The sequence below is a fragment of the Chitinophagales bacterium genome (assembly GCA_041392475.1).
Taxonomy (GTDB): domain Bacteria; phylum Bacteroidota; class Bacteroidia; order Chitinophagales; family UBA2359; genus JAUHXA01.
The window spans coordinates 2,041,581-2,065,402 of the sequence record JAWKLZ010000001.1 but is presented as its reverse complement, the minus strand read 5'-3'; the positions used below and the strand labels follow the sequence as shown (position 1 = coordinate 2,065,402).

Here is a 23,822-nt window from a genome sequence, read left to right as displayed (position 1 = left end):
AAACAAGGTAAGCGAACGAATTACTCGTTTAATATTTATCCTATTTTGTCCACCGTTCCTCGTCCACCGTCCACTGTCCCAAAAGCCCACTATTTCCATTTTCCAAATCCCATAAATAAAATAAGTGACCATGAAATCACATAATAAAAATATACATACTCTAAATAATTTCTTTTCTAATCCATATCAAAGCACAGACATTACAGGCGAACTTACAGCCAATAACCTAAGCAGCAGTGCCTTTATCACAACTGCCCCTACACACAGTATCGAATTACCAACAGGCAATGCCATCTTTTTGCAGCAAAAAGTGACCATAGGTAGCCTCAAATTAGACACCATTGGAACAAAAAAACAAGACATAACCAGTCTCCGTTCCAATCTTTACCGTATAGGCATAACCGTATTATTGAGCGATTATGTATTGAAAATTGCCAGCACCTTGTTACTTTTATTGCTGCTCAATTTTTCGCTTCAAGCCCAAACAAACGTTGAACGAATAGAACTTTCTACTGCAATGGTAACAAACGAAACCGACAATGGCGATGCCCGTTTGTTGGTGGACGAACAAGAATTTGCAGGCGATCCATTGAATGGCATGGGAGGAGTTCCAACAACCATCTGGTTTCCAGGATGGAATCCAGTCTTTTACCCAGCAAGTGCTTACATTGATTTAGGCAAAAAGTACGATTTGAAGTACATTTACCTATTCGATGTAAACAACAGCGGCAATATCACAGTTGAATATGGTTATCCAGGCAATTGGATGCCCTTATTTACTGATGTGCTTTCTACTTACCTTCAATGGAGACAGCACGAAACAGATATTACCACCCGTTATATCCGCATCACCCGTGAATCATCTGCCTCCAATGCTTCCGAAATATTGCTATACGGACAAGAAGCAAATGCCAACAGCGATGACGACAAAAGCCCCGCACAAATTGTTGATTTGCAAGTCAAACAAACCACTGCTACCACTGCCACAATAGAATGGACAGCCGTTGGAGACGATGCAAACGAAGGCACAGCCAAACAATACGACATTCGATACAGCCTTTTCCCTATCACCAATGCCAACTTTACCAATGCTGTTGTCTATTCCCAAACTTTGCAGCCCAAAGAAGCAGGAAACAGACAAAGCATTACCTTACTCAATTTGTCAGAAGGAACAGAATATCACTTTGCAGTGAAAGCCATCGATGAAGCCTTCAATGTGTCGCCTTTGTCCAACATTGCCACAGGCAAAACCCTGGGAGAGAGTAGCTTTTTTGGTAAGATAGAAATGGCGAATGCCATAGCCATCAATGAAGTAGGAGAAGGTGATGCCAGTATGTTGATAGACGAACAAGATATTTCAGGCGACCCCTTCAATGAATTTGGAGGCGAACCCGAAACCGTATGGTTTCCAGGTTGGAACAGCGATTTGTATCCTGCAAACGTGTATTTAGACTTGGGAAAAACCTACGAATTGGAGGAAATCTTTTTGTTTGATACACATGGCGTAGGCGATGTGACGATAGAATACGGCGCACCAGGCAGTTGGATTTATTTGACTGAAGAACCCTTGAACAACTACCTTCAATGGAAACAACACAGCATCAACATCAAAACACGCTACCTTCGATTCACCCGCAGTTCTGCAAATGCCAATTTTTCGGAAGTCGTCTTGTACGGACGCATCACCAACGGATCAGGCGAAGGAGATGGCGAAATCAACATTGACATCAAAGCCCCTGCTGCCATTGCAGATTTGGAAGCAAGCGACATCACCGAAACCACTTTGACCCTCAATTGGAGAGCAACAGGTGACGACGGTTCGGACGGAACAGCAGCAGCGTATGAGGTTCGATATAGTGAAAATCCAATCACTGCGGCCAATTTCATGAATGCAATGGAAATCAGCCAAAACTTGACTCCAAAATTGGCTGGTGAATCAGAAAGCCTTGCAGTAAGCGGATTGCAGCCCGACACCCGCTACTATTTTGCATTGAAGGCAATGGACGAAGTACCCAATATTTCTGCCATTTCCAATATTGCAGTAGCCAACACCCAAGCAGAAATCATTGACGAAGAAGAAACAGATTCCATTGCGCCAGCAGCAATTGCAGACTTGAATATCAACGAAGTAGGCGAAACAAATCTTTGGCTCAATTGGACGGCAACAGGTGATGACGGTATAGAAGGAACAGCCAAAAGCTATGAAATTCGATACAGTATTAGCCCCATCACAGCCGCCAATTTTGCAAATGCCACTGTGGTCAGTAACCCGATTACACCCCTTGCCGCAGGTAGTTTTCAGGGAATGGAAATCAAAGGTTTGCAGCCCAATACCCGTTATTATTTCGCATTGAAGGTAAAAGACGAGATGCAAAATGTTTCCCCTATTTCCAACATTGCAGAAGCCCGAACCAAAGAAATCATTGACAATGGAAATGGAGAAGAGGAAGATTACAGCAATGCGCCAACGACCATCACCGATTTGCAGGCTTCCAATACTACCGCTTTTTCTACTCAATTGAGTTGGACAGTAAGCAGCACTGCCGAGCAATACGACATCCGATACAGCACTTCCAACATCACGACTGCCAACTTCAACAGCGCATTGAAAGTAAAAAACCTTTTGTTACCTGCAAAAGGGGGTTCGAAGCAAATGATTTTGGTGAACGAATTGCAGCCCAATCAAACACTTTATTTCGCCATCAAAACTTCGGATGAAAACGGCAATGTGACAGGATTTTCTAACACCACTTCAACGACTACAAAAGCCATTGGAGCAGTTGCCAAAATGACTTTGACCCCTTCAATGGTGACAGACGAAAGTGGATTTGGCAACCCTCGTGAGTTGGTGGACGAACAAAATTTGGCAGGCAACGTATTGAACAGTGTGGGCGGAGTGCCATTGACAACTTGGATGACAGGTTGGGGGCCCAACATCAAACACCCTGCTCATGCGTACATTGACTTGAAGGAAGCCTTCGAAATCACCCAAATATTCTTGTACGATGGCAGCAATACGGGCGATTTGCGAATTTCTTACGGTTATCCAGGAAATTGGACCGAATTATTGACCGATAATCTCACAGGCTACTTATCTTGGACACAACACAATACACAGGTCTATACACGCTATCTCCGCATCAGCAAAATGGAAGCAGGTAGCAATGTATCAGAAATTGTCTTGTACGGGAAAAAAGCCCATTCCCAAACTATTGACACCACTTTGCCAGGAGCCATCACCGACCTTGAAGCTACCCATTCGACAACTTCAACGGTAGAACTCAGTTGGACGGCTCCAGGTGAAGATGGCAACAATGGCAAATCCACCTATTACCTCCTTCGATACAGTGCCTCACCCATCAACGCCAAAAACCTCAAAGATGCTACGATGTACCACGGTATGTTGGCCCCAACAAATCAGGGCGTAAAACAATCCGTCGTAGTCAAAGAATTGGGCGACAATGTGAACTACTACTTTGTGCTGCAAGGCGTGGATGAAAACTTCAATTTGGGCGCACTCTCCAACATGGCAGAAGGCAAAACGGACTTAATCGTAGGCGGCCCACACAAGAAAATCAGCTTGACCCCAGCCATGATTCTCAACGAATCGGTGCAAGGTGATGCTACACAACTCGTTGATGAACAACTATTGGTAGGCGACCCAGAAAAAGGCGATGGTGAAGCACCTGTCAACTACTGGACAATGGGCGGCAATCCTTGGCTCTACTCTGGCTTTGCACTCATCGACTTAGGCACAGAGTACGAAATCTCGAAAATATTCCTCTACAATGACGGCAACAAAACCACTGCAACGCCCAACGAACCCATCAATGTGTTTGTAGGAACACCCTTCAATTGGACACCGCTCTTTACCGACGAAATGAACAAGCCCGACCAGTGGAGTAAACACGACTACTCCAACAACCCGATTACTACCCGTTACATCCGATTAGAAATCACAGCCCCAGCCACAAGGATGTCGGAAATAGTGCTGTACGGTGCTGCTCAAAGTCCCATCACCGAAACAGTGCCAGCTCCTACTAAACATGAACTGCCAGCAGTGAACGAATTTATCGGCATCAACGCATTCATTGACGATCCGAATGGCAATATGGAAGTAGCGGGTTTTATTCGGGAATACCACCAATGGTTGTGGGACGAAGGAAACCAAGATGTGAACTATGTCGGCTATCCCAACAACGAATGTGCCTTCAATCCTGGCGCAGTCAATTGGAACTTCGATAGATACTACCAAAACCTACTAAACGCAGACATCACCGTAGCTCCTTCATTGTTGCGCTCAACGCTCTTCATGACAGGCTACGAAGAATGGAAACTGGACGAAAAACCTGTGAGAGAAGGCAAAGATGCCACCGACCCACATTCTTACATCGAACACGCAGACTATATGTATCAGTTCGCTGCAAGATTTGGACACACACAAGTAGCCGACAACAAATTGAAATTGAGAGCCGACCAACCGAGAGTCAGCGGTTTGGGAGTCCTGAAATACTTTGAGAATTGGAACGAGCAAGATGCTTGGTGGATGAACCGCAAAGCCTACTTTACCCCCTACGAATATGCTGCAATGACGAGCGCAGATGCAGACGGACACTTGGGCGCATTGGGCCCGAACAAAGGCATCAAGGCGGCCGACCCTACTGCAAAAGTGGTGATGAGCGGTGTCGCTGTTCCACATCTCGACCACGTTCGCACCCTCAAATTTTGGAGCGACTACCACAGAGGCGGTGACTTCCCAGTAGATGTCATCAACGTGCATCACTACTGCAATGACGGCGAAGCACAACGCAGCTTAGGCTCAAAAGGCATCAGCCCAGAAGACGATGATTTGAAAGGAGTAATGAAACAGTTTGTGGACTACCGTGACCGTTATTTGCCAGGTGTGGAAGTGTGGATTACCGAATTTGGCTATGACTCCAATTCTGAATCTATACAAGGTGCGCCTTCTATTGGTTCTTACGACAGCGAAGAAGTACAAGGTCAATGGATGATTCGTTCTTACTTGGCTTTAGCAGCCGCAGGGGTTGATAAAGCAGCCATGTATATGCTCCGTGATGTAGCCACCAACTCCCCTTACTTGTTTCAAACATGCGGATTGATGGGACCCAAAGGTGACTGGACTCCAAAACCAAGTTGGTACTACGTTTACACCATGAAAAACCGCTTTACAGGTATGGCTTTTGAGAAGGAAATCCCGAGCGGCAACCCGAATGTATGGATTTACCAATTCCGCCACAAACAAAACGGAGATGTATTGTACGCTGTTTGGTCGCCTACAAGTGATGGCACTACGGTAAACAACTACAGCCTTCAATTGAATGGTGAAAGCAATGCTTACTTGGTAGAAATGCAGCATGGTGACAAAGATGGTGTTGTGAATCAACTGTCTATCTCCAACAACCGAGTGAACATCAATGTGAGTGAACGCCCTGTTTTTGTGATGGCTGGAAATTATAATGAATTGCCTATCCGCCACACTTTGGATGAAAAAATGACTTTGACTCCTTCAATGGTCGTAAACGAATCGGGCAAAGGAAATGCTCAACTCCTTGTAGATGAACAAACTGTTGCTGGTTTCCCTGCCAACAAAGGTGGTACTCCTACGACTATCTGGCGACCTTCTACGGATGGCAATGTTTCTTACCCTGCTCATGCCTATATTGACTTGGGCGAGGAAACGGACTTGACCAAATTCTATATCCGTGATATGGACAGCAAGGGCGACATCACTATTTCGGTTGGTGAACCTGGTGATTGGACTCCTCTTTTTAGCGACCATTTGGAGAGTTATGGGCTTTGGAAAGGTGTTGTGGAGCATGTGCGGACGAGGTATGTGCGGGTGACTTTGGAGAGTTCGGAGAGTAATGTTTCGGAGGTTGTGTTGTATCGGAGGTTGTTTTAAATAGCTGAACATTAGAGTTTTGATAATGGGATATTGATTGGTGAGTTTTGACTGGTCAATATTCCATTTTTTATTGGTTAGACCCACATTTATTGTTTTCACAATTGTAAATCTCGTGATACAATTCATTTAGTTTTTGTTCAATATTTTTACCATTATGTTTTTCTATTAATGTAATTGCATTTTTTAAAACAATTAATTTAATGTCATTAATATCATCTTTTTCAAAACGATGAACACAAGATTTCAACTTATAGGAACTTGAAAAAAACCCAAATCGCCCTCCTTCAATATACCTAATATTTAAATATATAGGTATGCAAATAGGTGTAAAGCCATTTGGATAATTGTCTTTTTTCTTTTTTATTATTCTTTCCAAGAAATTTATATTTAAGGTAAATTGATTATCAGTTTTCGTCATTTCATAGTTCGTTTTGTACTTGGCTTCCATAAAAGCACTAGGAAAGGTACAATAAACATTTTCTATGTAAATATTAGGAGTTATATTCTCTATTACTATTTCCCAATTCTCATCATCTAAATTCCGAATTATCGGACTGAAATTAGGTTGATTACGCATAAATGCAAAAATAGCAAGAATACACATTATAATTGTTATTGGAATAGAAATTAACGGTAATTTATTTTTCATATTTTTAATCTTTAAATAAATCTTTACATCTTTTCTTACTATTTCTTAATTCACTCTCCATTTTTTGTGCCCAGTTTTCAAAATATTTATTAAGTGCGTTATTAATATGAATTCTAATTTCAACTTTTCTGAATGTACCTATTTTATCTGATTTATTGTGATGAAATGCGCTCAACAATATAGGGTTGGTAGTCATGTTTTTTAGAATATCCTTAGCCAAATGAGCTCTTGCAAGAGATAACTCTTCATTATTATATATATAGTTACTTATTTCTTTTTGCAGAATTTTATCATTTATAGTTTTTCCGTTTTTATTTGTAAAATTGTATTTTATTCCTTTAGGAATAATGGTATAATCTTTATAAGGATACTTAGGTTGATTATCAAATCGAGTGCTATCGGCATGTCCTGTAATTTCAATATTAACTTCACGTTTATCTACCTCATGATTTGCTAAAATATCTTCTACATACTCGACTATTCTCTTATATATGGAAGTGTGTCCTAAATGACCTAATCCAAATTTATCTTTTTTTGCTTCAAACACTGATTTAACATTGTTACAATTTTTAAATTTGATAGGAACTGATATATCCATAGTTATCTTTAAGTTTTCCCTTCTAACTTTAACTTCTACTTCATTACCTTCACATGGATTATATTGATTATATTTTTTTTCAATGCTATCAACTACAGCATCTAAACATTTTTTTTCAAATTTGCCTGTTTTTTCTTGTACTCCTATATTAAAAGTGTCAAGTAATATTTGATAGCCTTCATTAACAAGGTTTGTTCTTTCATAATCTTTTAAATTTTGATTGAACAAACATTCCGCCATTTCTTTATAGTAAATAGCATTTTTAATGTCACAATTATGAGCATAATAAAACGCTGATATTAAAGCGTATTTTACTCTTGTTTTTTCATAAAGAGAAGGAGCATCGATTATTCTAGGTGGCTTACTAATATGTTTGACAAAGGAATCATCAAGTTTGCAATCCTCCCACAAATTATTAATTGTTAATTTTTGTTCGTCCATATTCTTCTTTCTATCATCATCTTTCTGACCAAATAGATTAAATGGAATTAAAAAATAACCTGCTAAGATTATGAATAATATACAATACTTTTTCATGTTCTTATTTTTAATTCAAAAATAATATTTATTTCATTGTGTTTTTTCGGCTTTTTAGTATTGATTGATAATTCATAATCAATATTTTTATCTTTGAAGTATACATTCAAGATTTTTTTTATTTTATAAATAGAAAGAAATTTATTTTTCAAATCATCTATTTTAGTATTTGTAGATATTGCCATTTCTTTTCTTATTCCGTTATGATAATATTCTATGTAATTTATTACTCCTATTTCACCATTATATTCCCAATTATTCTCTTTAAAGTTTTCATTTGTGAAAGCATTTATTTTTATTAAACTTAACTCTGAATTAAAATCATTCTCAATAGCAATTATTATATTTTTTATAATAGATAAAACCTGATAAGGGGATTTATCCTTATGGTAAAAATTATTATAATAAATTTCTTTTTCATAATTAACATCTATTATTAAAGAGTTATTTTCTTTTGTATATACCTTAATTGTTGCTCTATTAGGTAAGTGTTTAGTATTAAAATATTTAATGCTATCATTTAGTAATTGTGTCATTGAATCGCTAAATAATTCCCAAGAAGGAGTTAATATTAATTCATTATGAGGTTCATTTTTAATTGGAGGATTTTCTTCTATTGTCTTTGAAGTATTTATTATTGAACTATCACTTATTGTTTTAGAAGTGTCTTTCTTTCCTAGAACTTCTCCGTTTTGAAGAAAGTTAAAAAGACTATCCACTAAAAGATTATCGCTTAGTATCTTTCCAATTAATTCATTATGTATTGAGTATAAAAATTTCTGCTTGTGACTTTCTCTATCATCAGATTCTATATGCTTATTAGATTTTTGTAAAAAATATTGAACACTATCCCATTGGTGTTTTTTTGAATAATTATAGGCATTTTTCCAATAAGTAATTAAATAAGAGTTTTCTATAGGGATAATATTTTCATTTATTATATCTTCTATTGTATGAATTCTTAATTTTGGTTTGCTTAAATTATATGGATTAATAAAAGAACTGTCACCAATGGTTTGTGAAATCAGAAAGCAAATAATGAAAATAAGAAGGAAGTAAAATATTTTTTTGTAGGGATTAGATAGTTCTTTATCCTCATTTGGAGTTGGTTCTACATCATCCTCATTTGGAGTTGGTTCTACATCATCCTCATTTGGAGTTGGTTCTACATCATCCTCATTTGGAGTTGGTTCTACATCATCCTCATTTGGAGTTGGTTCTACATCATCCTCATTTGGAGTTGGTTCTACATCACCTTTTTCGGGAGGAGTTACTTCTCTTTCTTCTTTGGGTATTTTTTTTTCTTCCATAATAAGGTATTATAACAAGATGAACTTAGCATAAAAATATAAAAATTCTCTTTTATTTGAAAGATTTAGTTTATTTTTTACAGCAAAAAAACAAATACCTTCATTTATATCTTCGTTTTTTTTAAAGTTACAACTTATCCAATATCACCTCAACAGGAAACTTCATACCTCTGATACAATATTTCCCATGGCAGATATTGGGGTGAGGGTGATACGGTTTAGGAAGTTAGTGGCCATAAGAATAGATTATTTGGATTTACCTCACATCTGACTTTCCCTCGGTTTATGAAGCCGAACATTCCGCTTAGAAATATTTGATTTTTTTGGTATTTGGATTGTTGGCTGCAATCAAATTAGATTGTAAGTCTGACAGTGGAGAAAGCAGTTGGAAGAAGTCGATGCTTTTTTAATCGTCAGACTTGATGTTTTTTATCATTTGAAGGATTTCTGATTTGGCAACACTTTCTGTATTAGATTTATCGTAGATTACCAACAAATAAACATCGCAGTGTTCCTCTTCCTCATTTTCAAGAACAATGATTTCCATTTCAACATAAGTAATGACTCGCAAACCGCCACTTTTGCCTCTTCCTTTGCTTTTAACTGCCAATCGAATTTTGTAGGCATCATTGCCCAATGCAGTTCCCAAATGTGGATTGGTGAGTAGTTTCTCCTCCAAAACGTCAAAATCATCTAACAGAGAACGGTATTTGCGGTGCAGTTTTTTGAAGGCTCGCTCAAAGTTCGGTGTTGTTATTATCTCGACATTCATTCAAAAATTGTTTTAAAGTTTTGCCTTTTCTTTTACCTTTTTTGATTTCTTTTACTTCTTCGACTGCCTGTTGAAGTCCCTTCAAAACTTCTAATTTGTTTTTGATTTTTAGATTTTGAAGCTCGTATTTTTTCCACTCTTGGTAGGGAATAACTACTGATTGTGGTGTGCCTGTTGGGTCTTTGATGATTTGAATATTCATACCAAAACGTTTATTAAGGTGATTGTTTCTTCTTTGGGAATAACCATTTGGGGTGAGATTTGGTTTCAATTTTAAACACATAAGGAAACAAGTGTACCTGAAATCCCAATTCCATTTGTTCGTAAACCTATGAAACTAAATGATAAGTTCCAACGTTTTTGAAATAAAGTGGCATTTCTTATAATAACATTTCAGATAGAATGAGCCAGTGTTTCCAAAAGAAGTTTTCTATCTTTGAAAAAGAAAAACAAACAAAGCAATGAATACATTATCATCCCCTCTCAATCCCCTTCAGTTGGAGATATTACAATTGTTTTCCAGAGACTTAGAAGAAAAAGACTTGTTGGCAATCAAGCGAATGATTGTACGTTATTTGGCAGATAAAGCTACCCAAATGGCAAATCAAGTATGGGAAGAAAAATCTTGGACAAATGAAGATATGGAACGATTGGCACATACCCATATCAGAACTCCTTATAACTCTAAAAAGTGACGAAAATGCGTGTAGTGATTGATACAAATATCCTCTTGGTGTCTATATCCCAAAAGTCGGCTTATCGTTGGGTTTTTGACAATTTCTTGGAGGAGAAATATACATTGTGTGTGACAACCGAAATATTGATGGAATATGAGGAGATTTTGAGCAGACACATGGGAGAACAAGTTGCTTCTGTTATTTTACAAATCATTGAAAATGCACCCAATGTAGAACTGATTACCCGATATTTTAAGTGGAACTTGATTACTGTCGACCCTGACGACAATAAATTTGTGGATTGTGCCATAGCAGCAGGGGCGAAATATTTGGTGACACATGATAAGCATTTTGATATTCTATCTAATGTAGATTTTCCGAAAGTAGATGTAATTGCAGCGGAAGAATTTAAAGAAATACTGGATAATTAAATTTCCCGAACCCAGCATATCCAAAACCACCTCAATAGGAAATCTCATGCCTCTAATACAAGCTTTTCCGTGGCAGATATTGGGGTGGGAGGAACGAAAACTTTGCCAACAATTTCCGATTTTGGCAACAGTTCGAGTGGTCAAGTCGATTTAGTCAAAATCAATACACCAATCTTCCAAACCATCCAATTCTTGAACCTTATTGTGAAGTTCGATATACTGTTCCTTTCCTCCAAACCAATCCAAAACCTCCTTTCGCATCAATTGGGTTTTACCCTTGGAAAGAAAGGAGTGATAGGAAGAATGAGGATATTCTCGGAAATCTTTGACAAAACCGTGTTTTTGAGGGTTTCGATGGATGTAGTAAATGGCGTTCACAAAATAGGATTCGGTAGTAATTTTGACTCGTTGAAAGGGTTTTTCAAAAAGACCACCTGTTCGTTTTTTCTCACCTGACTTAAAATCTGCATTGATGCCTTGTGCATATCCGTTGCACAAATGAGCGATTTGATAACTTGGGTCGAGATATTTGTAAGTCATGTATTTTCCTCTGACTTTGTGGGCTTTCGGACTGACATCTAGCACCTTTTGGTACTTTTCAAAGTAGGCTTCTTGTTCTTCTCTTGTTTTGATGCGAACCAATAAGTGAAAGTGATTTTTTAGGAGGCAATAGGCGTAGGTGTCCATAACAGGCGGAATGTGTTGGGCGTATTTTTTGAGGAAAAAGAGGTAGTTCTTCTCTTTTTTGAAAATGTTTTCACCGTTGATGCCTCTGTTGTAGATGTGGTAAAAATATCCTTCCTCCAATTTTTCATAGTAGTAGGAACTCATGGTGGCAGTGGTTTGTTTTGTGTGAGTTACAAATTTACGAATGTAGCAAGAACTTTGGCAACAATTTTCAATTTTGCCAACAGTTCGAGCGAGGGTGGGGTCGTTCAACTGTTGGCAAGGTTTTCAACCGTTGCCAAAGTTTCACTAACTACAAACCCTTCAAAAACACCCCTCCCAAAATCACCAAACCCATTACAAACGCAACCGTAGCGACCATCAAACAAAACTTCTTGGTGCGAACGATTTTTCGATTGGCAGCCTCGACGGTTTGGGCGGAATGTTGGGAGTAGGGATAGGTGAAGGGGAAAAAGACGAAGAAGGAGAAGAGGACGGAAATCAACCACACAACAACGGCAGTGCCGAGCCATGCTTTCATGTCGGTAGCGGCAAAGGCGTTTTCATTGATTTTGAGGAAGAGGGTCAAGCAGATGGACACCAAACCCGACAAAAACTTGGCGGCACTCTCGAAGTGTTCGGGAGCAGATTGCTGCATTTTGAGAGCGTGTTCCCGCCAGCTTTTTTCGGAGGGGCTTTCTCCCCGTGTCAATTGTGCCGCAACGATGGTAGGCCTAGGTTCTTGGGATTCGGGTGTATTTTGTGTTGGATTGGGATTGCTCATAGTAGTAGGTTTGGTTTTGGTGTTGAATAATTGAAGCAAATACTTCTGAAATCCCCATTCGTAGCCCATGAATTAATTCATGGGCTACGAATGGACGCTATTTTTAGGGATTGTCCATACAATAAAATCTCGATTTAGACTTTGGAAGTTTATCCCTAAAGATATGGAATGTTTGAAAATCAGTCTGTTATCAAAAGGAAACTTCCAAAGTCTTTTGCTAATCTCAATTGTCTCCTCTGTGAACAGTCCCATACTTATCAATATCCCCCTCGACATCAAAAGAATAAAATTTGTCGCAAAAATCGCAATAAACCTGAACAGTCGTCTTGTCTGCTCCGCCTGATTCCGATTGCAGGGAATATTGTTTTTTGATGAGGTGGTTTTTGGGGCAAGTGAAATGGTATTCAATGATTTTGGACATGTTGTTTGGTTTTTTGAATGAATGTATGAATAAAATCGAATAATCTGAACAAAACTACTCGCTATCGAATGCTCACTAAGGGAGGGTTTCGAAACCCTCCCTTAGTGAGCAAACCCTGATTATCCCGCTTCCATAATCTCCCGAAAACGCTGTTCGCCTATCTTTCCAACCAAAGCATTCAGCCATTGTTCTACTGTCTGAGCATTGGGCGAACCAATCTGTCGAAAAATCTGATATGCCTCCAACAAAGGTAAAACAGCGTGGTCAAATTTTCTTATATCAAAATACAAGGCTCCGATATTGGTTTGAGAAACTGCAATTCCATTCATATCTCCAATTTGTTGCTGAATGGCGAGGGATTTTTTGAGGTAGTCCAAAGCGGTGTCATAGTCACCTCTGGCTTTGAAAATTTGACTGATATTATTGAGCGTCGTTCCTTCCCCGCTTTTATCTCCAATTTGTTGCTGAATGGCGAGGGATTTTTTGAGGTAGTCCAAAGCGGTGTCATAGTCACCTTTGGCATGAGCAGTTGTCGCTAAATTATTGAGCGTCGTTCCTTCCCCGCTTTTATCTCCAATTTGTTGCCTTATGGCGAGGGATTTTTTGAGGTAGTCCAAAGCGGTGTCATAGTCACCTCTGGCTTTGAAAATTTGACTGATATTATTGAGCGTCGTTCCTTCCCCGCTTTTATCTCCAATTTGTTGCTGAATGGCGAGGGATTTTTTGAGGTAGTCCAAAGCGGTGTCATAGTCACCTCTGGCTTTGAAAATTTGACTGATATTATTGAGCGTCGTTCCTTCCCCGCTTTTATCTCCAATTTGTTGCCTTATGGCGAGGGATTTTTTGAGGTAGTCCAAAGCGGTGTCATAGTCACCTTTGGCATGAGCAGTTGTCGCTAAATTATTGAGCGTCGTTCCTTCCCCGCTTTTATCTCCAATTTGTTGCTGAATGGCGAGGGATTTTTTGAGGTAGTCCAAAGCGGTGTCATAGTCACCTTTGGCATGAGCAGTTGTCGCTAAATTATTGAGCGTCGTTCCTTCCCCGCTTTTATCTCCAATTTGTTGCTGAATGGCGAGGGATTTTTTGAGGTAGTCCAAAGCGGTGTCATAGTCACCTCTGGAATCATAGATTTGACTGATATTATTGAGCGTCGTTCCTTCCCCGCTTTTATCTCCAATTTGTTGCTGAATGGCGAGGGATTTTTGAGGTAGTCCAAAGCGGTGTCATAGTCACCTTTGGCATGAGCAGTTGTCGCTAAATTATTGAGCGTCGTTCCTTCCCCGCTTTTATCTCCAATTTGTTGCCTTATGGCGAGGGATTTTTTGAGGTAGTCCAAAGCGGTGTCATAGTCACCTCTGGAATCATAGATTTGACTGATATTATTGAGCGTCGTTCCTTCCCCGCTTTTATCTCCAATTTGTTGCTGAATGGCGAGGGATTTTTTGAGGTAGTCCAAAGCGGTGTCATAGTCACCTTTGGCATGAGCAGTTGTCGCTAAATTATTGAGCGTCGTTCCTTCCCCGCTTTTATCTCCAATTTGTTGCTGAATGGCGAGATTGCGTTGATACAAGTTCATTGCTTTGTCATTCTCCCCAAATACCCTATAAATCAATCCAATTCGATTGCCCACTTCTGTATCCAAACTTTCGGCTGCGATTGCTTCAATGGATTCAGCATAATGCAAAGCCTTGCGGAAGGCAGATTGACCATAGTAGTAGTTCAGCACCTTGCCGCCGAGTTCATTGACCCTTTCGGCATATTGGGCTTTGAGGTAGTGTTGCAGCCCTGCTTCGATTTCGCCCATTGTCACCTCATGGAAGTTGTGGTAGCGGGCGTAGTAGTAGTTGCCCGCTTGTCGGTCGGAGAAAAGGGGGGTGGGTGGGCGGGCGGGGCTGTTTTTTTGCAGCAGTTCTTTGGTCAGCGGATTCACATAGTAGTAGGTTTGAGCCTGTTCTACCAAGGTCAGTGATTGCAGTTTTTGCAGGTTTTTTTCGTAGGGCAGTTCTTGGTTTTGCAGCTCTAAGGCGCGCTGTTCAACGGGGGTTTGGAAGTGCGCCAACAAGTGCAGGCTGTCACTTTCGCTTTCGTCCAACAATTGCAGCAACTGCCCAAATGCCAAATCAGTGGTCATTTTTCGCAGGGTTTCCTCAGTAGCAGTGCGGTATTTTTCCTTCAATTCATTGAGGCTTTGGATGCTCGCTGCAATACCTTTGGGCGCATTTTGGAACTGCTCGTCGAACCACTCCAATGCCCGAAAATTGCCCCCAAAGGTCTCGTAGAGCCAATTCACTACGGCTTTGTAGGTCAGTTGGTTTTCGCTGTTGGGGTGTATGTTTTGTTGCTGTTGGAGTAGGTGTTGCCGCAGTTGATTGATGCTGAGGTAGCGGATTTTTTTCCAAAAGTCGTTCAGTCCCACATGCTTGAGGTTCACTGTGGCGATGTCGGGACATTCTGCCACCTCATAGCGGCAGGTCAGCAGGAGGGGTGTTTTTTGGTTTTTGTAGAGAAAGACAATAATCTCAGCAATATCACTTTTTTTGTCTAAAAACGGTTTGTTTGGTTTACTTTGCAAAGTTTCCAAATTGTCGAATACAAAAATAGGGAAACAGTATTTTTTGAGTGTTTTCAAAAGAAACTTGAACTTGCTGATTCCTTTGTCAATTTTCTCCAATTTCTCTTGAAAATCAAAGTCGTCGTATTCATCCTCCAATGCTTCCGACATACTGTCCAAGACCGTCTCCATAGTAGCATATTGGTCGAACAGAAAAGGAACGCTGCGGTTGTTGAAGGCAATCATGCGCTGCACCAAATATTCTGCCATCGTGGTTTTGCCCATACCGCCCTGCCCTTTGAGCAATAATGCCTTGCCCTTCAAAAAAATCGGCACAGCATCCCGTTTGTCCTTGCGTCTGCCCACAAAATAGTGCTGTGCGGATAGGCTGCGCTTCAATATCATTTTTTCCTGCCCCGACACAAAGCGAAAACTTTTGAGCTTCACCTTGTCCATTGGAGCCGACCAATCCACCAAATGCGTCACGATTTGTCGTTGGTAGAGTTGCGGCATTAGCCATTGAAAAGGGCGAATCAGATCCGCCGCTCCTGCTTTTCGCCACATTTCGGCTTCTTGCTCTCGGATGTGTAGGAGTGCGCTGCGGAAAGCTCGGTGCAAGGGTTCTCGCTGGGCGATTTGCCGATAGAGTTCCGCCGCAAACTGAATGGCATAACTGTCTAAAATACTCCAACCCATCGCTACCACTGCAGGAATGCCTTGATGCAGCAGGTAATTGGTCATGCCACTGAGTTGGTCGTCGGCAGTGCCTCTTGCGGTCAGACAAGAACTCAACAGCACCAAAGCAGGGCGGTGTTCGGGCTTCCGATTCAGCACCTCCGCAAAATCAGCCGCTTTCACCAACTTGCTGTTCATGCTCAGGTGGTCTTCCAATTCCAAATAACCGACTCCGTCTTGATAGGTGCCGTGTCCCGAAAAATGCAATATGTGGTAGGGATTGTCCCGCAGTTTTTCGGCAAGGGATTCGAGCGAACCGACATCGGTGAAATCTATCTGCACCTGTCCATGCTCAAACAAAGGCTCAAATGCCTCCAATAATTGCCGCTCTTCGGCTTCGTAGTCCAATAGTTTGTCCACTGCCGAATTTTCAGGACTCGAAATCATCACCAATATCTTCAAAGGCAGGGGATTGTTGGCTTTGAAGGCAGTTGTGGAAGGGTGATTTTTCAGTTGATTGGCGAGAAACAGATGGGGAATGTCTGCCAGCAACTCTTTTGTTGTTGGACTTTGTGCCATGCGCCAAAATTGGTTCAACAAAAAATTGCTGTCGCTTTCCAATTGCAGCAATTGATGTTCGGCTGTGCTGTGCAATTGCCCGAAAAATTGCAGCCAATGGTCGCCCGTTGCCAAAATTTCGTTGAGGCTTTGTTGAAATTTTTCGGCTAAATGGGCGGGAAGGTAGAAAGGTTTTTGCAGCGACCTACATTCCTTCAAATACGCTTCGAGTTGTTCTTGAAGCGTGTTTAGGTTTTGTTGGGCTTCTTTGGAGATTTGCAGGGAGAGGGAATGGCTTGGAATCATTTTCGGAATTGGTTTATTACGGTAGTGGAATGTTTGCAATATACATGAATTAGTGGGGATTTGCCAAATGAAGGAGAATTTTCTGAACGAACAGAAACTTTGCCAACAGTCGAAGACTTTGGCAACAGTTGGAGTGGTGGTGCTTGTATGCCGTTCAACTGTTGGCAAGGTTGTTAACCGTTGCCAAAGTTTCACTCCCTTGTCAAAATCACTTCAACAGGAAATCTCATGCCTCTGATGCAGGGTTTTCCGTGGCAGATATGGGGGTGGGAGGTGATGCGGTTTAGGAAGTTAGTGGCCATAAGAATAGATTATTTGGATTTACCTCACATCTGACTTTCCCTCGGTTTATGAAGCCGAACATTCCGCTTAGAAATACTTGATTTTTTGGTATTTGGATTGTTGGCTGCAATCAAATTGGATTGTAAGTCTGATAGTGGAGAAAGCAGTTGGAAGAAGTCGATGTTTTGCTGAAAGTGAAATCCAAAAGGAATCTGTATTGTTTTTGAGGTAGAATAGGATTTACAAGGGTTTCCGTGGTATGACGTATAAAAATCACAAAAAAAACCTATGTGATTCTTTTGCTTTTATGTATAGCATCAACTTTTTTAATGTTGTTCTTTGAGATTGTTTATTTCTGCTTTCGAGCGGAGGTAGTACAATATTTTTTTGCTGCTTATCCCTCGCTTTAGTAACGGTTAGAATTTTTCAGGTTTATCGTACTCCACTTCTGTGATATTAAATTTCGCATAACTAAAATCACCTTTGTCTAATCGCCATAACACATCAAAGGCTGTCGGTATAAATACATTATTCATTTTCTTGTAGTTTGTTGCTTTGATCACCCAAGTTTCCAGATTGTTTTCGCCCATATATCGTTGCGTTTCCATCTCGGTTATTTCTCCAAGTTCATTAAAAGTAAATTTAAAAAATAGGGAAAGTCCATTGTAATTAAAGGTAAGTTTTGCGGTATTGGAATCAATCGGAAACCATTGAAGTCTATTGCTCGGTAATAAGTTCGTCGGATACAAAACGCTTTCTCCAAGCCAACGAAGGAGTTCGCCTTCATTGTATTTTTCGCCTTTTGCATCCGCAACATTATATACTGAAAAAAGGGTAGCAATCAGTCTTCCCTGGTCTGAAATATACATGTCTCGTGCAACAAACATGGCTGTTGTGCCTTTCCAAATAAAGCCTGGTTTCGCCGTTGTTGCGTATTGTTCTCCTGTTATATCTATCCAATCTTTGTTAAGGTCTGTTTTAAATTGTCCATCATGTTTAATTCTTGCATAACTGATGTAGGATTGACCTTCTTTTAAAATATGGTTAAAATACCGTTGTACAGGTTCTGGCAAACTGTCGATTTGGTTTTTATGATAGGTCTGGTTGGAGATATTTTTTGATTGAGCAAAAAGCGCTTTGACTTGTTTGCTGAATTTTATGGACAAATTTATTTTGCCAATAATTAGGATTGATAAGAGAAGTCCAATGAGGGTGATTGTAATTATCATAAGTTTGTTGTGTTTCATCTCTTACAAATAGTTCTTAATGAGGAAGTAGAGTGATAATATTTCTTGCTGTTGTCAGGTTAAGCATCATTGATTTAAGGTGATATGAAAGCGTTAAGAGTTTTTTACTACTTACATATTTTTAAACTGTATTTTTACTCATTAAATAACCACCCAAACCTGTTAACCAAAGCATTAGTGGATATGCCACCCACCTTTCTGTACCACCCATACCAATAAAAGGCAGGAGTAGTGAAGGTGAAAAAACCGCAATACCCCAAGTAGTTAAAGCAATTGCCCCAAACAATATTCCTATGTATTTAAAAGGAGATAGGGTAGTAAATCGAAGTCCAGCCCGGTATCCCGTCTCTTCAATATCAATATTTGTGTTACCAAATAACTTATCGGTACTGAATTTGCTCCAACCCCGGCCTGTATAAACGGCTAATTTTGGAAGGAATTGATAGGCAATTGTTGCTTCACCACCGAAACCCGTTTTTAAGGTAGCATTTCCCATTTTTTTTGTTGGAAAATCGACTGCGCCTCTAAAGGTTAAGTTCCAATTGTTTTGAGCCATGATTGGGTTCAAAAAAAGCAATAGTAAAAGCCCGATTGTAACCCTTAATTTCTTAATGTGCTTTGCACGTATTACAGTATTTTTCATGATAATTTTTTTATTAAAAATTTGAAAAAATTAAGTGTGAAAGCATTTTCACAACAATTCAAAGATAGGGTGAGATTGAAGAAATGCGTTATATTATTCTAAAATAGAATTGTATAATTTTTACATTCAGATAACATCTATTGTGAAATACCTCAAATCACATTTAGGGGAATTTTAGATTAAGCCAGTGCTGATTATTTTCCCATCTTCCATGGTGATGGTCCTATGGGTCTTCGCTGCAAAATCCAGATCGTGGGTAACAATCAATAAAGACTGGTGGTATTCTTCTGCCAGCTCCTTGAAAATATTAAACACCACATTGCTATTTTTTTTGTCCAAATTACCCGTAGGTTCATCTCCCATGATAATCAAGGGTTCATTAATCAATGCCCGAGCAATAGCTACACGCTGTTTTTGACCACCGCTAAGCTGATTAGGGTATTTTAGTGCCTCCTTTTCTATCCCCAGAATCTTTAATTTCTCATAGGCATTGTGTTCCAATTTTTTGGGTGTGAGTTTTGCTAGTTTGAGTCCAGGCAGCATCACGTTTTTAAGGTTGGTGAATTCATTGAGTAAATAATGGAATTGAAATACGAAACCGATTTTTTCATTTCGCACCTTGGCCAAGGCTGCATCCTTTTTGTCTTTCATGCTGATGCCGTCCAGCAATAGCTCACCTTCGTAGCTGGTATCCATGGTAGATAAAATGTAGAGTAAGGTTGATTTGCCACAACCTGATTTCCCCACAATAGAAACAAACTCACCCGTATTGATAGAAAAACTCACATCAGTTAGGACTTTCACGGTGATGGGATCATGAAATGATTTGCTAATGCTTACAGCTTCTATAACTTTCTTCTTTTCCATGCTATTTTCCTCGAATGATATCCACAGGATCAATTCTGCTTGCTTTTTTAGATGGAAAGTATCCCGCCAAATAAGTGGTAATGATTGAAAAAACCGCCCCTATCAAATAGAAGTTCGGATTGTAGCTGATAGGATAGGTTTTTACCGTAGGCAAGGAAGCGGTATTGAAGGGTATTTCGCCAATCAAGGCAGACAGCCCCAATCCAAAGACCAATCCAAGTGCGCCACCTACCAAACCAATCGTCAGGGCAATGGTGATAAAAATGGCATTGACATCTTTGCCCGAAAAACCAGTAGCTTTTAGAATCGCAATGGAATCCATTTTCTCATAAATCATCATATTCAGGATATTGTAAATCCCAAATCCAGCCACAATCAGCAAGGTGATGCCCACCGCATAAGAAATCAGCGTCCGCACCGAACTTCCTGTTTCAAATTGGGCATTGGCGGTTTGAATGTCGATGGCTTCTGTTTCAAACAACTTATGGTATTTTTTAGCAAGAGCTGGCGCAATCGTCATATCAGAAATTTTGATTTGAATATCGGTGACATAACTTGCAGGTTTTCCAAGCATTTTTTGAGTTGTTGCAAGGGTTGTATAGCTCTGAACTTTGTCTATCTCATCTATACCAGATTGAAAGAATCCAACTACTTTCAACGGAAATCGAGTGCCATTGCTGGTCGTTACTTGGATGTTATCCCCCATCTGAACGAGCATTTTCTTTGCGGCTCCAATGCCCAATATGATGCTGTTGGGCGTATTTTTCAAGTCTATGGTTTTCCCCTGTACCACATAATCCTGAAAGGTGAAAAGTCTGTTTTCTGCATCTACGTCAATGCCGTTGATTACCCCCGTTAGATTAATGGCACCTACATTGTAAAAAATGGGAATGGTGGTTTTGGGAGCAACACCTCGGACATTGGGATCATTTTTTAGTGCATTGATGATGGCTGCACTGTTACGAATTTCCAGCAATTCATTTCTGGGTTTTACATGCTTCACAAAATGGTAGGCTCCAGAAAATGCAGTAGATCTGGCAATGGGCTGAATCTTGGAAGGCAAGATTTCATTGTAGAGTCTCACATGGGGAGTCCGGTTCAGAATTAGATTGTCGAGCAAATCGTTTAGACCTGCCATAAAACTGAGTAGCGTGATGAACATAGTGATGCTGAAGGTGACACCAAAGGCAGCAACCATCGTTTGTTTTAGTCGGGCGGTGAGCAAAGCCACTGAAATCTGTGTGATGAGTTTAATTTTCATTGTTCAGGGAGGATAAGTTCTTCATTCACATCTATATTCGATATAATTTCTACCATTTGGTAATCCTTCAAACCAGTTTTTACCATTAGTTGTTTCCCTGACTTGTTCACCACAATCGAGTCGTTGAGCAGGTAGTTTCTTGGTATGAGCAAAGCGTCTTTTTTTGTGCTGATCAACACATTGGCTTCCAGAGAAATATTTGGATACAGGACATTCGGTGGTCGCACAAATTCCGCTTCTATGGTGAAGGTCTTGCTTTGTAAATTCATGATGGGATTGATCTTAGACACTACGGCATTAAAAACCGAATCCTGATAGCTATTCAGCACCACCAAGACGGGCATACCCAATTGGATAATCACGATATCATATTCATCAATCTGCATTTCGAGCAGGTATTTTTCATCATCACCTATAATGGCAATCGGAATTTGAGGAGTGACAATTTCTCCCTTGGTGAGGTTCATCTGATAAACCTTCCCTTTTACTTTACTTTTTACGAGGTAATCGCTGGTGGTTTTGTTGCTGATCAAAAGATTATTTTGGGCTTGCTTAGAGAGATACTTCAATTGCCTTTCAAGCTCCTCCAACTTTTCCTTGGCAGATTTATGGTTGGAGGTTGAGCTTTTGTATGCCAGTTCTTTTTGTTCTAATGTCACTCTGGCTCCGATGTTCTGAGCCCAAAGTCTTCTTTGTCTTTCAAGCATGGATAAATCGTTTTCCATTTGGCTCTTCGTCAAATCCACCAAAGTCCTGACTTCATCGAGTTTGCCACGATTGACATTCAAGGCGTTGAATTCATTGGATAACCGAGCATTTTCCGCCATCAATTTTTGAGCATCATCCACAATAGACAGTATAGGCGAGCCGATTTCCACACTTGTTCCCTCGTCCACAAATACCTCCTCGACAATTCCGCTTACCGTTGCAAAAGCCTCGTATTGATTGTTACTTTTTATAACACCAGAGGCATAGACCGATTCCGTGATGTTTTGAATTACTGGTCGTATTGTTTTCTGGTCGGACTTGCAGCCAGCCAATAAAATCAATGAAAATAGAAAAGCATTTTTCATAGAGTATCATAGTTTCAGTATGTACTAAGATTTCCTAAGGAACATCAATAAAATAATTTCCCGATTTAGACTTTTGAAGTTTTGCTTCAAAGGTTCTCTATTGCAGTGAAAATCAATGTTTTTCAAAGAGTAAACTTCAAAAGCCGTCACCTCAAATGTGGTGTTTATTTTGTTGGCAACCCTATTGGTTATCGAAATGCTTTCTTACAAATGCGAATTGTTCGTTCTCTGTCATCTTATCTGCTGACTCAATGTCAATTTTTATATCCTTAAAATGTAAATCCTTATTCAGGTAATTATGCAGTTCTAACCTTGCATTTGTAGGGCCAAATAAGAGTACATGATCATACTTCAAAATCTCATCTGCTATTTCTTTATAATAGGCTTCATTCATTTGTTCCTCTTTGTTATGCATAATATATTCACTTCTATTTAATACTTCTTCTTTTGTATTATGTGTAAATTGTGAACTTATCGAATGATTGCTTTTTTTAGTATTTACATCTATCAAATTTGCAGTCGAATGATCCATCCAAATGCCTAAGTTCTTTTTTGTATTCATTTTTTGGTATTTATTTTTTAAAAAACTGAAATCGTTTTGGTTGATTCATCTTCAATGCATGAATCGAATTGGAAATTTCCTTAGCTATAATATTTTTGGACTTTGGAGGAAAGAAGTCGGAAGCAAGAGGTGAAATATAAAAACTTGATAATCAAACTCTCCTTTTATTGATGTAAATGGGCGTAAAAAAATAATTATCAGGCAGTTAAATTTATATTTCTGTCGTCTTTACTCCTTCATCTAAAGTCTAAAAAAATTAAATAAAAACTTTTGCTACAAAACTTCTAGTACAGCTAAAAGTAAATAAACGGTAACTCATAAGTCCGTTTCCGATTTCTTCGGAACAGGTATCCCTTGAATATTTGTAGAAAATAGTGCAAGCAATTACAGAACTCCATTCCGATTCATCATCGGAACAGGTTTCCGTTCAACCCAAATACAATAAGCAAATACTGATGTGGTACATAATCATCAGTCATCATCTTCTCCTTCACGTTCACTATTTTGGTTTATATTACTATTATTTATGCCATCTACTCTAATTTCGGTATGTCTAATTTCTCCACCGGTGGTTCCAGTTTGTTTGGCATAGAATAAACCGACCAATGACAGTGCTATTGTTACGAATACGATGGAATTAGAAAAGGACTTTCCTTTCCAATTGGCCCATAATCCGATTAGGGAAATAGCTCCCAAGACATAGAGTATTATTGAAAAAACTTCAGCGATTTCTTCGTGCACTTTAATATAGCGCTCATCTATACCTTGAATTCCTTCAATCACCTCTTCAGCACCCTCACCCGTTGAGAAAGCAGCTATTGCTGTAATTGCACCTAAAATGAAAATACTGTATGCGGCCCGCTTTAAAATTTCTGATTTAATCAATAAACCTCCAATCATCACAAGCAAACCAACCATCGGGATGATAATGGGTAAATGATTGAGTACTAAATGCCAGTGTGCTCCATTCATAATTTAAAATTTGAAAATTTGACCAAATACATGCTTACAATCCAACATCACTCT

Annotated in this window: 21 protein-coding genes; 4 read left to right on the top strand and 17 right to left on the bottom strand. The window is 39.5% G+C overall.

Annotated features, from left to right (window positions below):
- Positions 1-130: 130 nt before the first annotated feature.
- Positions 131-5,923: a fibronectin type III domain-containing protein gene (locus R3E32_07595; GenBank protein ID MEZ4884571.1), complete on the top strand. Its 5,793-nt coding sequence runs from the start codon at positions 131-133 to the stop codon at positions 5,921-5,923.
- Between the two features lie 70 nt (positions 5,924-5,993).
- Here the strand turns inward: R3E32_07595 and R3E32_07590 are convergent, their stop codons facing one another.
- From R3E32_07590 to R3E32_07570, 5 genes are all read right to left on the bottom strand, one after another.
- Positions 5,994-6,575: a hypothetical protein gene (locus R3E32_07590; GenBank protein ID MEZ4884570.1), complete on the bottom strand. Its 582-nt coding sequence runs from the start codon at positions 6,573-6,575 to the stop codon at positions 5,994-5,996.
- 4 nt (positions 6,576-6,579) lie between these two features.
- Complete coding sequence (locus R3E32_07585; protein ID MEZ4884569.1) at positions 6,580-7,710, bottom strand: hypothetical protein; 1,131 nt, start codon at positions 7,708-7,710, stop codon at positions 6,580-6,582.
- The gene (locus R3E32_07580) at positions 7,707-9,020 is read right to left on the bottom strand and encodes a hypothetical protein (GenBank protein ID MEZ4884568.1); all 1,314 of its coding nucleotides are present in this window, start codon (positions 9,018-9,020) and stop codon (positions 7,707-7,709) included. The genes R3E32_07585 and R3E32_07580 overlap by 4 nt, the downstream gene beginning before the upstream one ends.
- Positions 9,021-9,426: 406 nt before the next feature.
- On the bottom strand, positions 9,427-9,792 hold the full coding sequence (locus tag R3E32_07575; protein MEZ4884567.1) for a hypothetical protein: 366 nt from the start codon (positions 9,790-9,792) through the stop codon (positions 9,427-9,429).
- Positions 9,758-9,994 carry a hypothetical protein gene (locus R3E32_07570; GenBank protein ID MEZ4884566.1) on the bottom strand — a complete coding sequence of 79 codons (237 nt, stop codon included), beginning with the start codon at positions 9,992-9,994 and terminating at the stop codon, positions 9,758-9,760. The genes R3E32_07575 and R3E32_07570 overlap by 35 nt, the downstream gene beginning before the upstream one ends.
- A gap of 259 nt (positions 9,995-10,253) precedes the next feature.
- Here R3E32_07570 and R3E32_07565 point away from each other — a divergent pair, with 259 nt between their 5' ends.
- Positions 10,254-10,487: a hypothetical protein gene (locus R3E32_07565; protein MEZ4884565.1), complete on the top strand. Its 234-nt coding sequence runs from the start codon at positions 10,254-10,256 to the stop codon at positions 10,485-10,487.
- Positions 10,488-10,492: 5 nt separating this feature from the next.
- A complete protein-coding gene (locus R3E32_07560) occupies positions 10,493-10,900 on the top strand; it encodes a putative toxin-antitoxin system toxin component, PIN family (GenBank protein ID MEZ4884564.1) in 408 nt (135 codons plus the stop codon).
- A gap of 150 nt (positions 10,901-11,050) precedes the next feature.
- Here the strand turns inward: R3E32_07560 and R3E32_07555 are convergent, their stop codons facing one another.
- The 5 genes from R3E32_07555 to R3E32_07535 all read right to left on the bottom strand — a co-directional run bounded on the left by R3E32_07555 (position 11,051) and on the right by R3E32_07535 (position 16,861).
- Positions 11,051-11,731, bottom strand: a complete 681-nt coding sequence (locus R3E32_07555; GenBank protein MEZ4884563.1) for a hypothetical protein — start codon at positions 11,729-11,731, stop codon at positions 11,051-11,053.
- A 148-nt stretch (positions 11,732-11,879) separates the two neighbouring features.
- A complete protein-coding gene (locus tag R3E32_07550; protein MEZ4884562.1) occupies positions 11,880-12,419 on the bottom strand; it encodes a hypothetical protein in 540 nt (179 codons plus the stop codon).
- A gap of 154 nt (positions 12,420-12,573) precedes the next feature.
- A complete protein-coding gene (locus R3E32_07545; protein MEZ4884561.1) occupies positions 12,574-12,771 on the bottom strand; it encodes a hypothetical protein in 198 nt (65 codons plus the stop codon).
- A gap of 119 nt (positions 12,772-12,890) precedes the next feature.
- The gene (locus R3E32_07540; protein MEZ4884560.1) at positions 12,891-13,868 is read right to left on the bottom strand and encodes a tetratricopeptide repeat protein; all 978 of its coding nucleotides are present in this window, start codon (positions 13,866-13,868) and stop codon (positions 12,891-12,893) included.
- On the bottom strand, positions 13,787-16,861 hold the full coding sequence (locus R3E32_07535) for a CHAT domain-containing protein (protein ID MEZ4884559.1): 3,075 nt from the start codon (positions 16,859-16,861) through the stop codon (positions 13,787-13,789). The genes R3E32_07540 and R3E32_07535 overlap by 82 nt, the downstream gene beginning before the upstream one ends.
- Positions 16,862-16,989: 128 nt before the next feature.
- On the opposite strand from R3E32_07535, the gene R3E32_07530 reads away from it, so the two are divergent.
- The gene (locus R3E32_07530; GenBank protein MEZ4884558.1) at positions 16,990-17,148 is read left to right on the top strand and encodes a hypothetical protein; all 159 of its coding nucleotides are present in this window, start codon (positions 16,990-16,992) and stop codon (positions 17,146-17,148) included.
- Between the two features lie 411 nt (positions 17,149-17,559).
- Here the strand turns inward: R3E32_07530 and R3E32_07525 are convergent, their stop codons facing one another.
- From R3E32_07525 to R3E32_07495, 7 genes are all read right to left on the bottom strand, one after another.
- Complete coding sequence (locus tag R3E32_07525; protein MEZ4884557.1) at positions 17,560-18,372, bottom strand: DUF6544 family protein; 813 nt, start codon at positions 18,370-18,372, stop codon at positions 17,560-17,562.
- Between the two features lie 139 nt (positions 18,373-18,511).
- Entirely contained in the window at positions 18,512-19,033 is a 522-nt protein-coding gene (locus R3E32_07520) for a hypothetical protein (protein ID MEZ4884556.1), read from the bottom strand.
- Between the two features lie 174 nt (positions 19,034-19,207).
- On the bottom strand, positions 19,208-19,900 hold the full coding sequence (locus R3E32_07515; GenBank protein ID MEZ4884555.1) for an ABC transporter ATP-binding protein: 693 nt from the start codon (positions 19,898-19,900) through the stop codon (positions 19,208-19,210).
- 1 nt (position 19,901) lies between these two features.
- On the bottom strand, positions 19,902-21,161 hold the full coding sequence (locus tag R3E32_07510) for an FtsX-like permease family protein (protein ID MEZ4884554.1): 1,260 nt from the start codon (positions 21,159-21,161) through the stop codon (positions 19,902-19,904).
- On the bottom strand, positions 21,158-22,234 hold the full coding sequence (locus R3E32_07505; GenBank protein MEZ4884553.1) for an efflux RND transporter periplasmic adaptor subunit: 1,077 nt from the start codon (positions 22,232-22,234) through the stop codon (positions 21,158-21,160). The genes R3E32_07510 and R3E32_07505 overlap by 4 nt, the downstream gene beginning before the upstream one ends.
- 181 nt (positions 22,235-22,415) lie before the next feature.
- Positions 22,416-22,796: a hypothetical protein gene (locus R3E32_07500; protein ID MEZ4884552.1), complete on the bottom strand. Its 381-nt coding sequence runs from the start codon at positions 22,794-22,796 to the stop codon at positions 22,416-22,418.
- 471 nt (positions 22,797-23,267) lie between these two features.
- Complete coding sequence (locus tag R3E32_07495) at positions 23,268-23,768, bottom strand: hypothetical protein (protein ID MEZ4884551.1); 501 nt, start codon at positions 23,766-23,768, stop codon at positions 23,268-23,270.
- Positions 23,769-23,822: the final 54 nt, after the last annotated feature.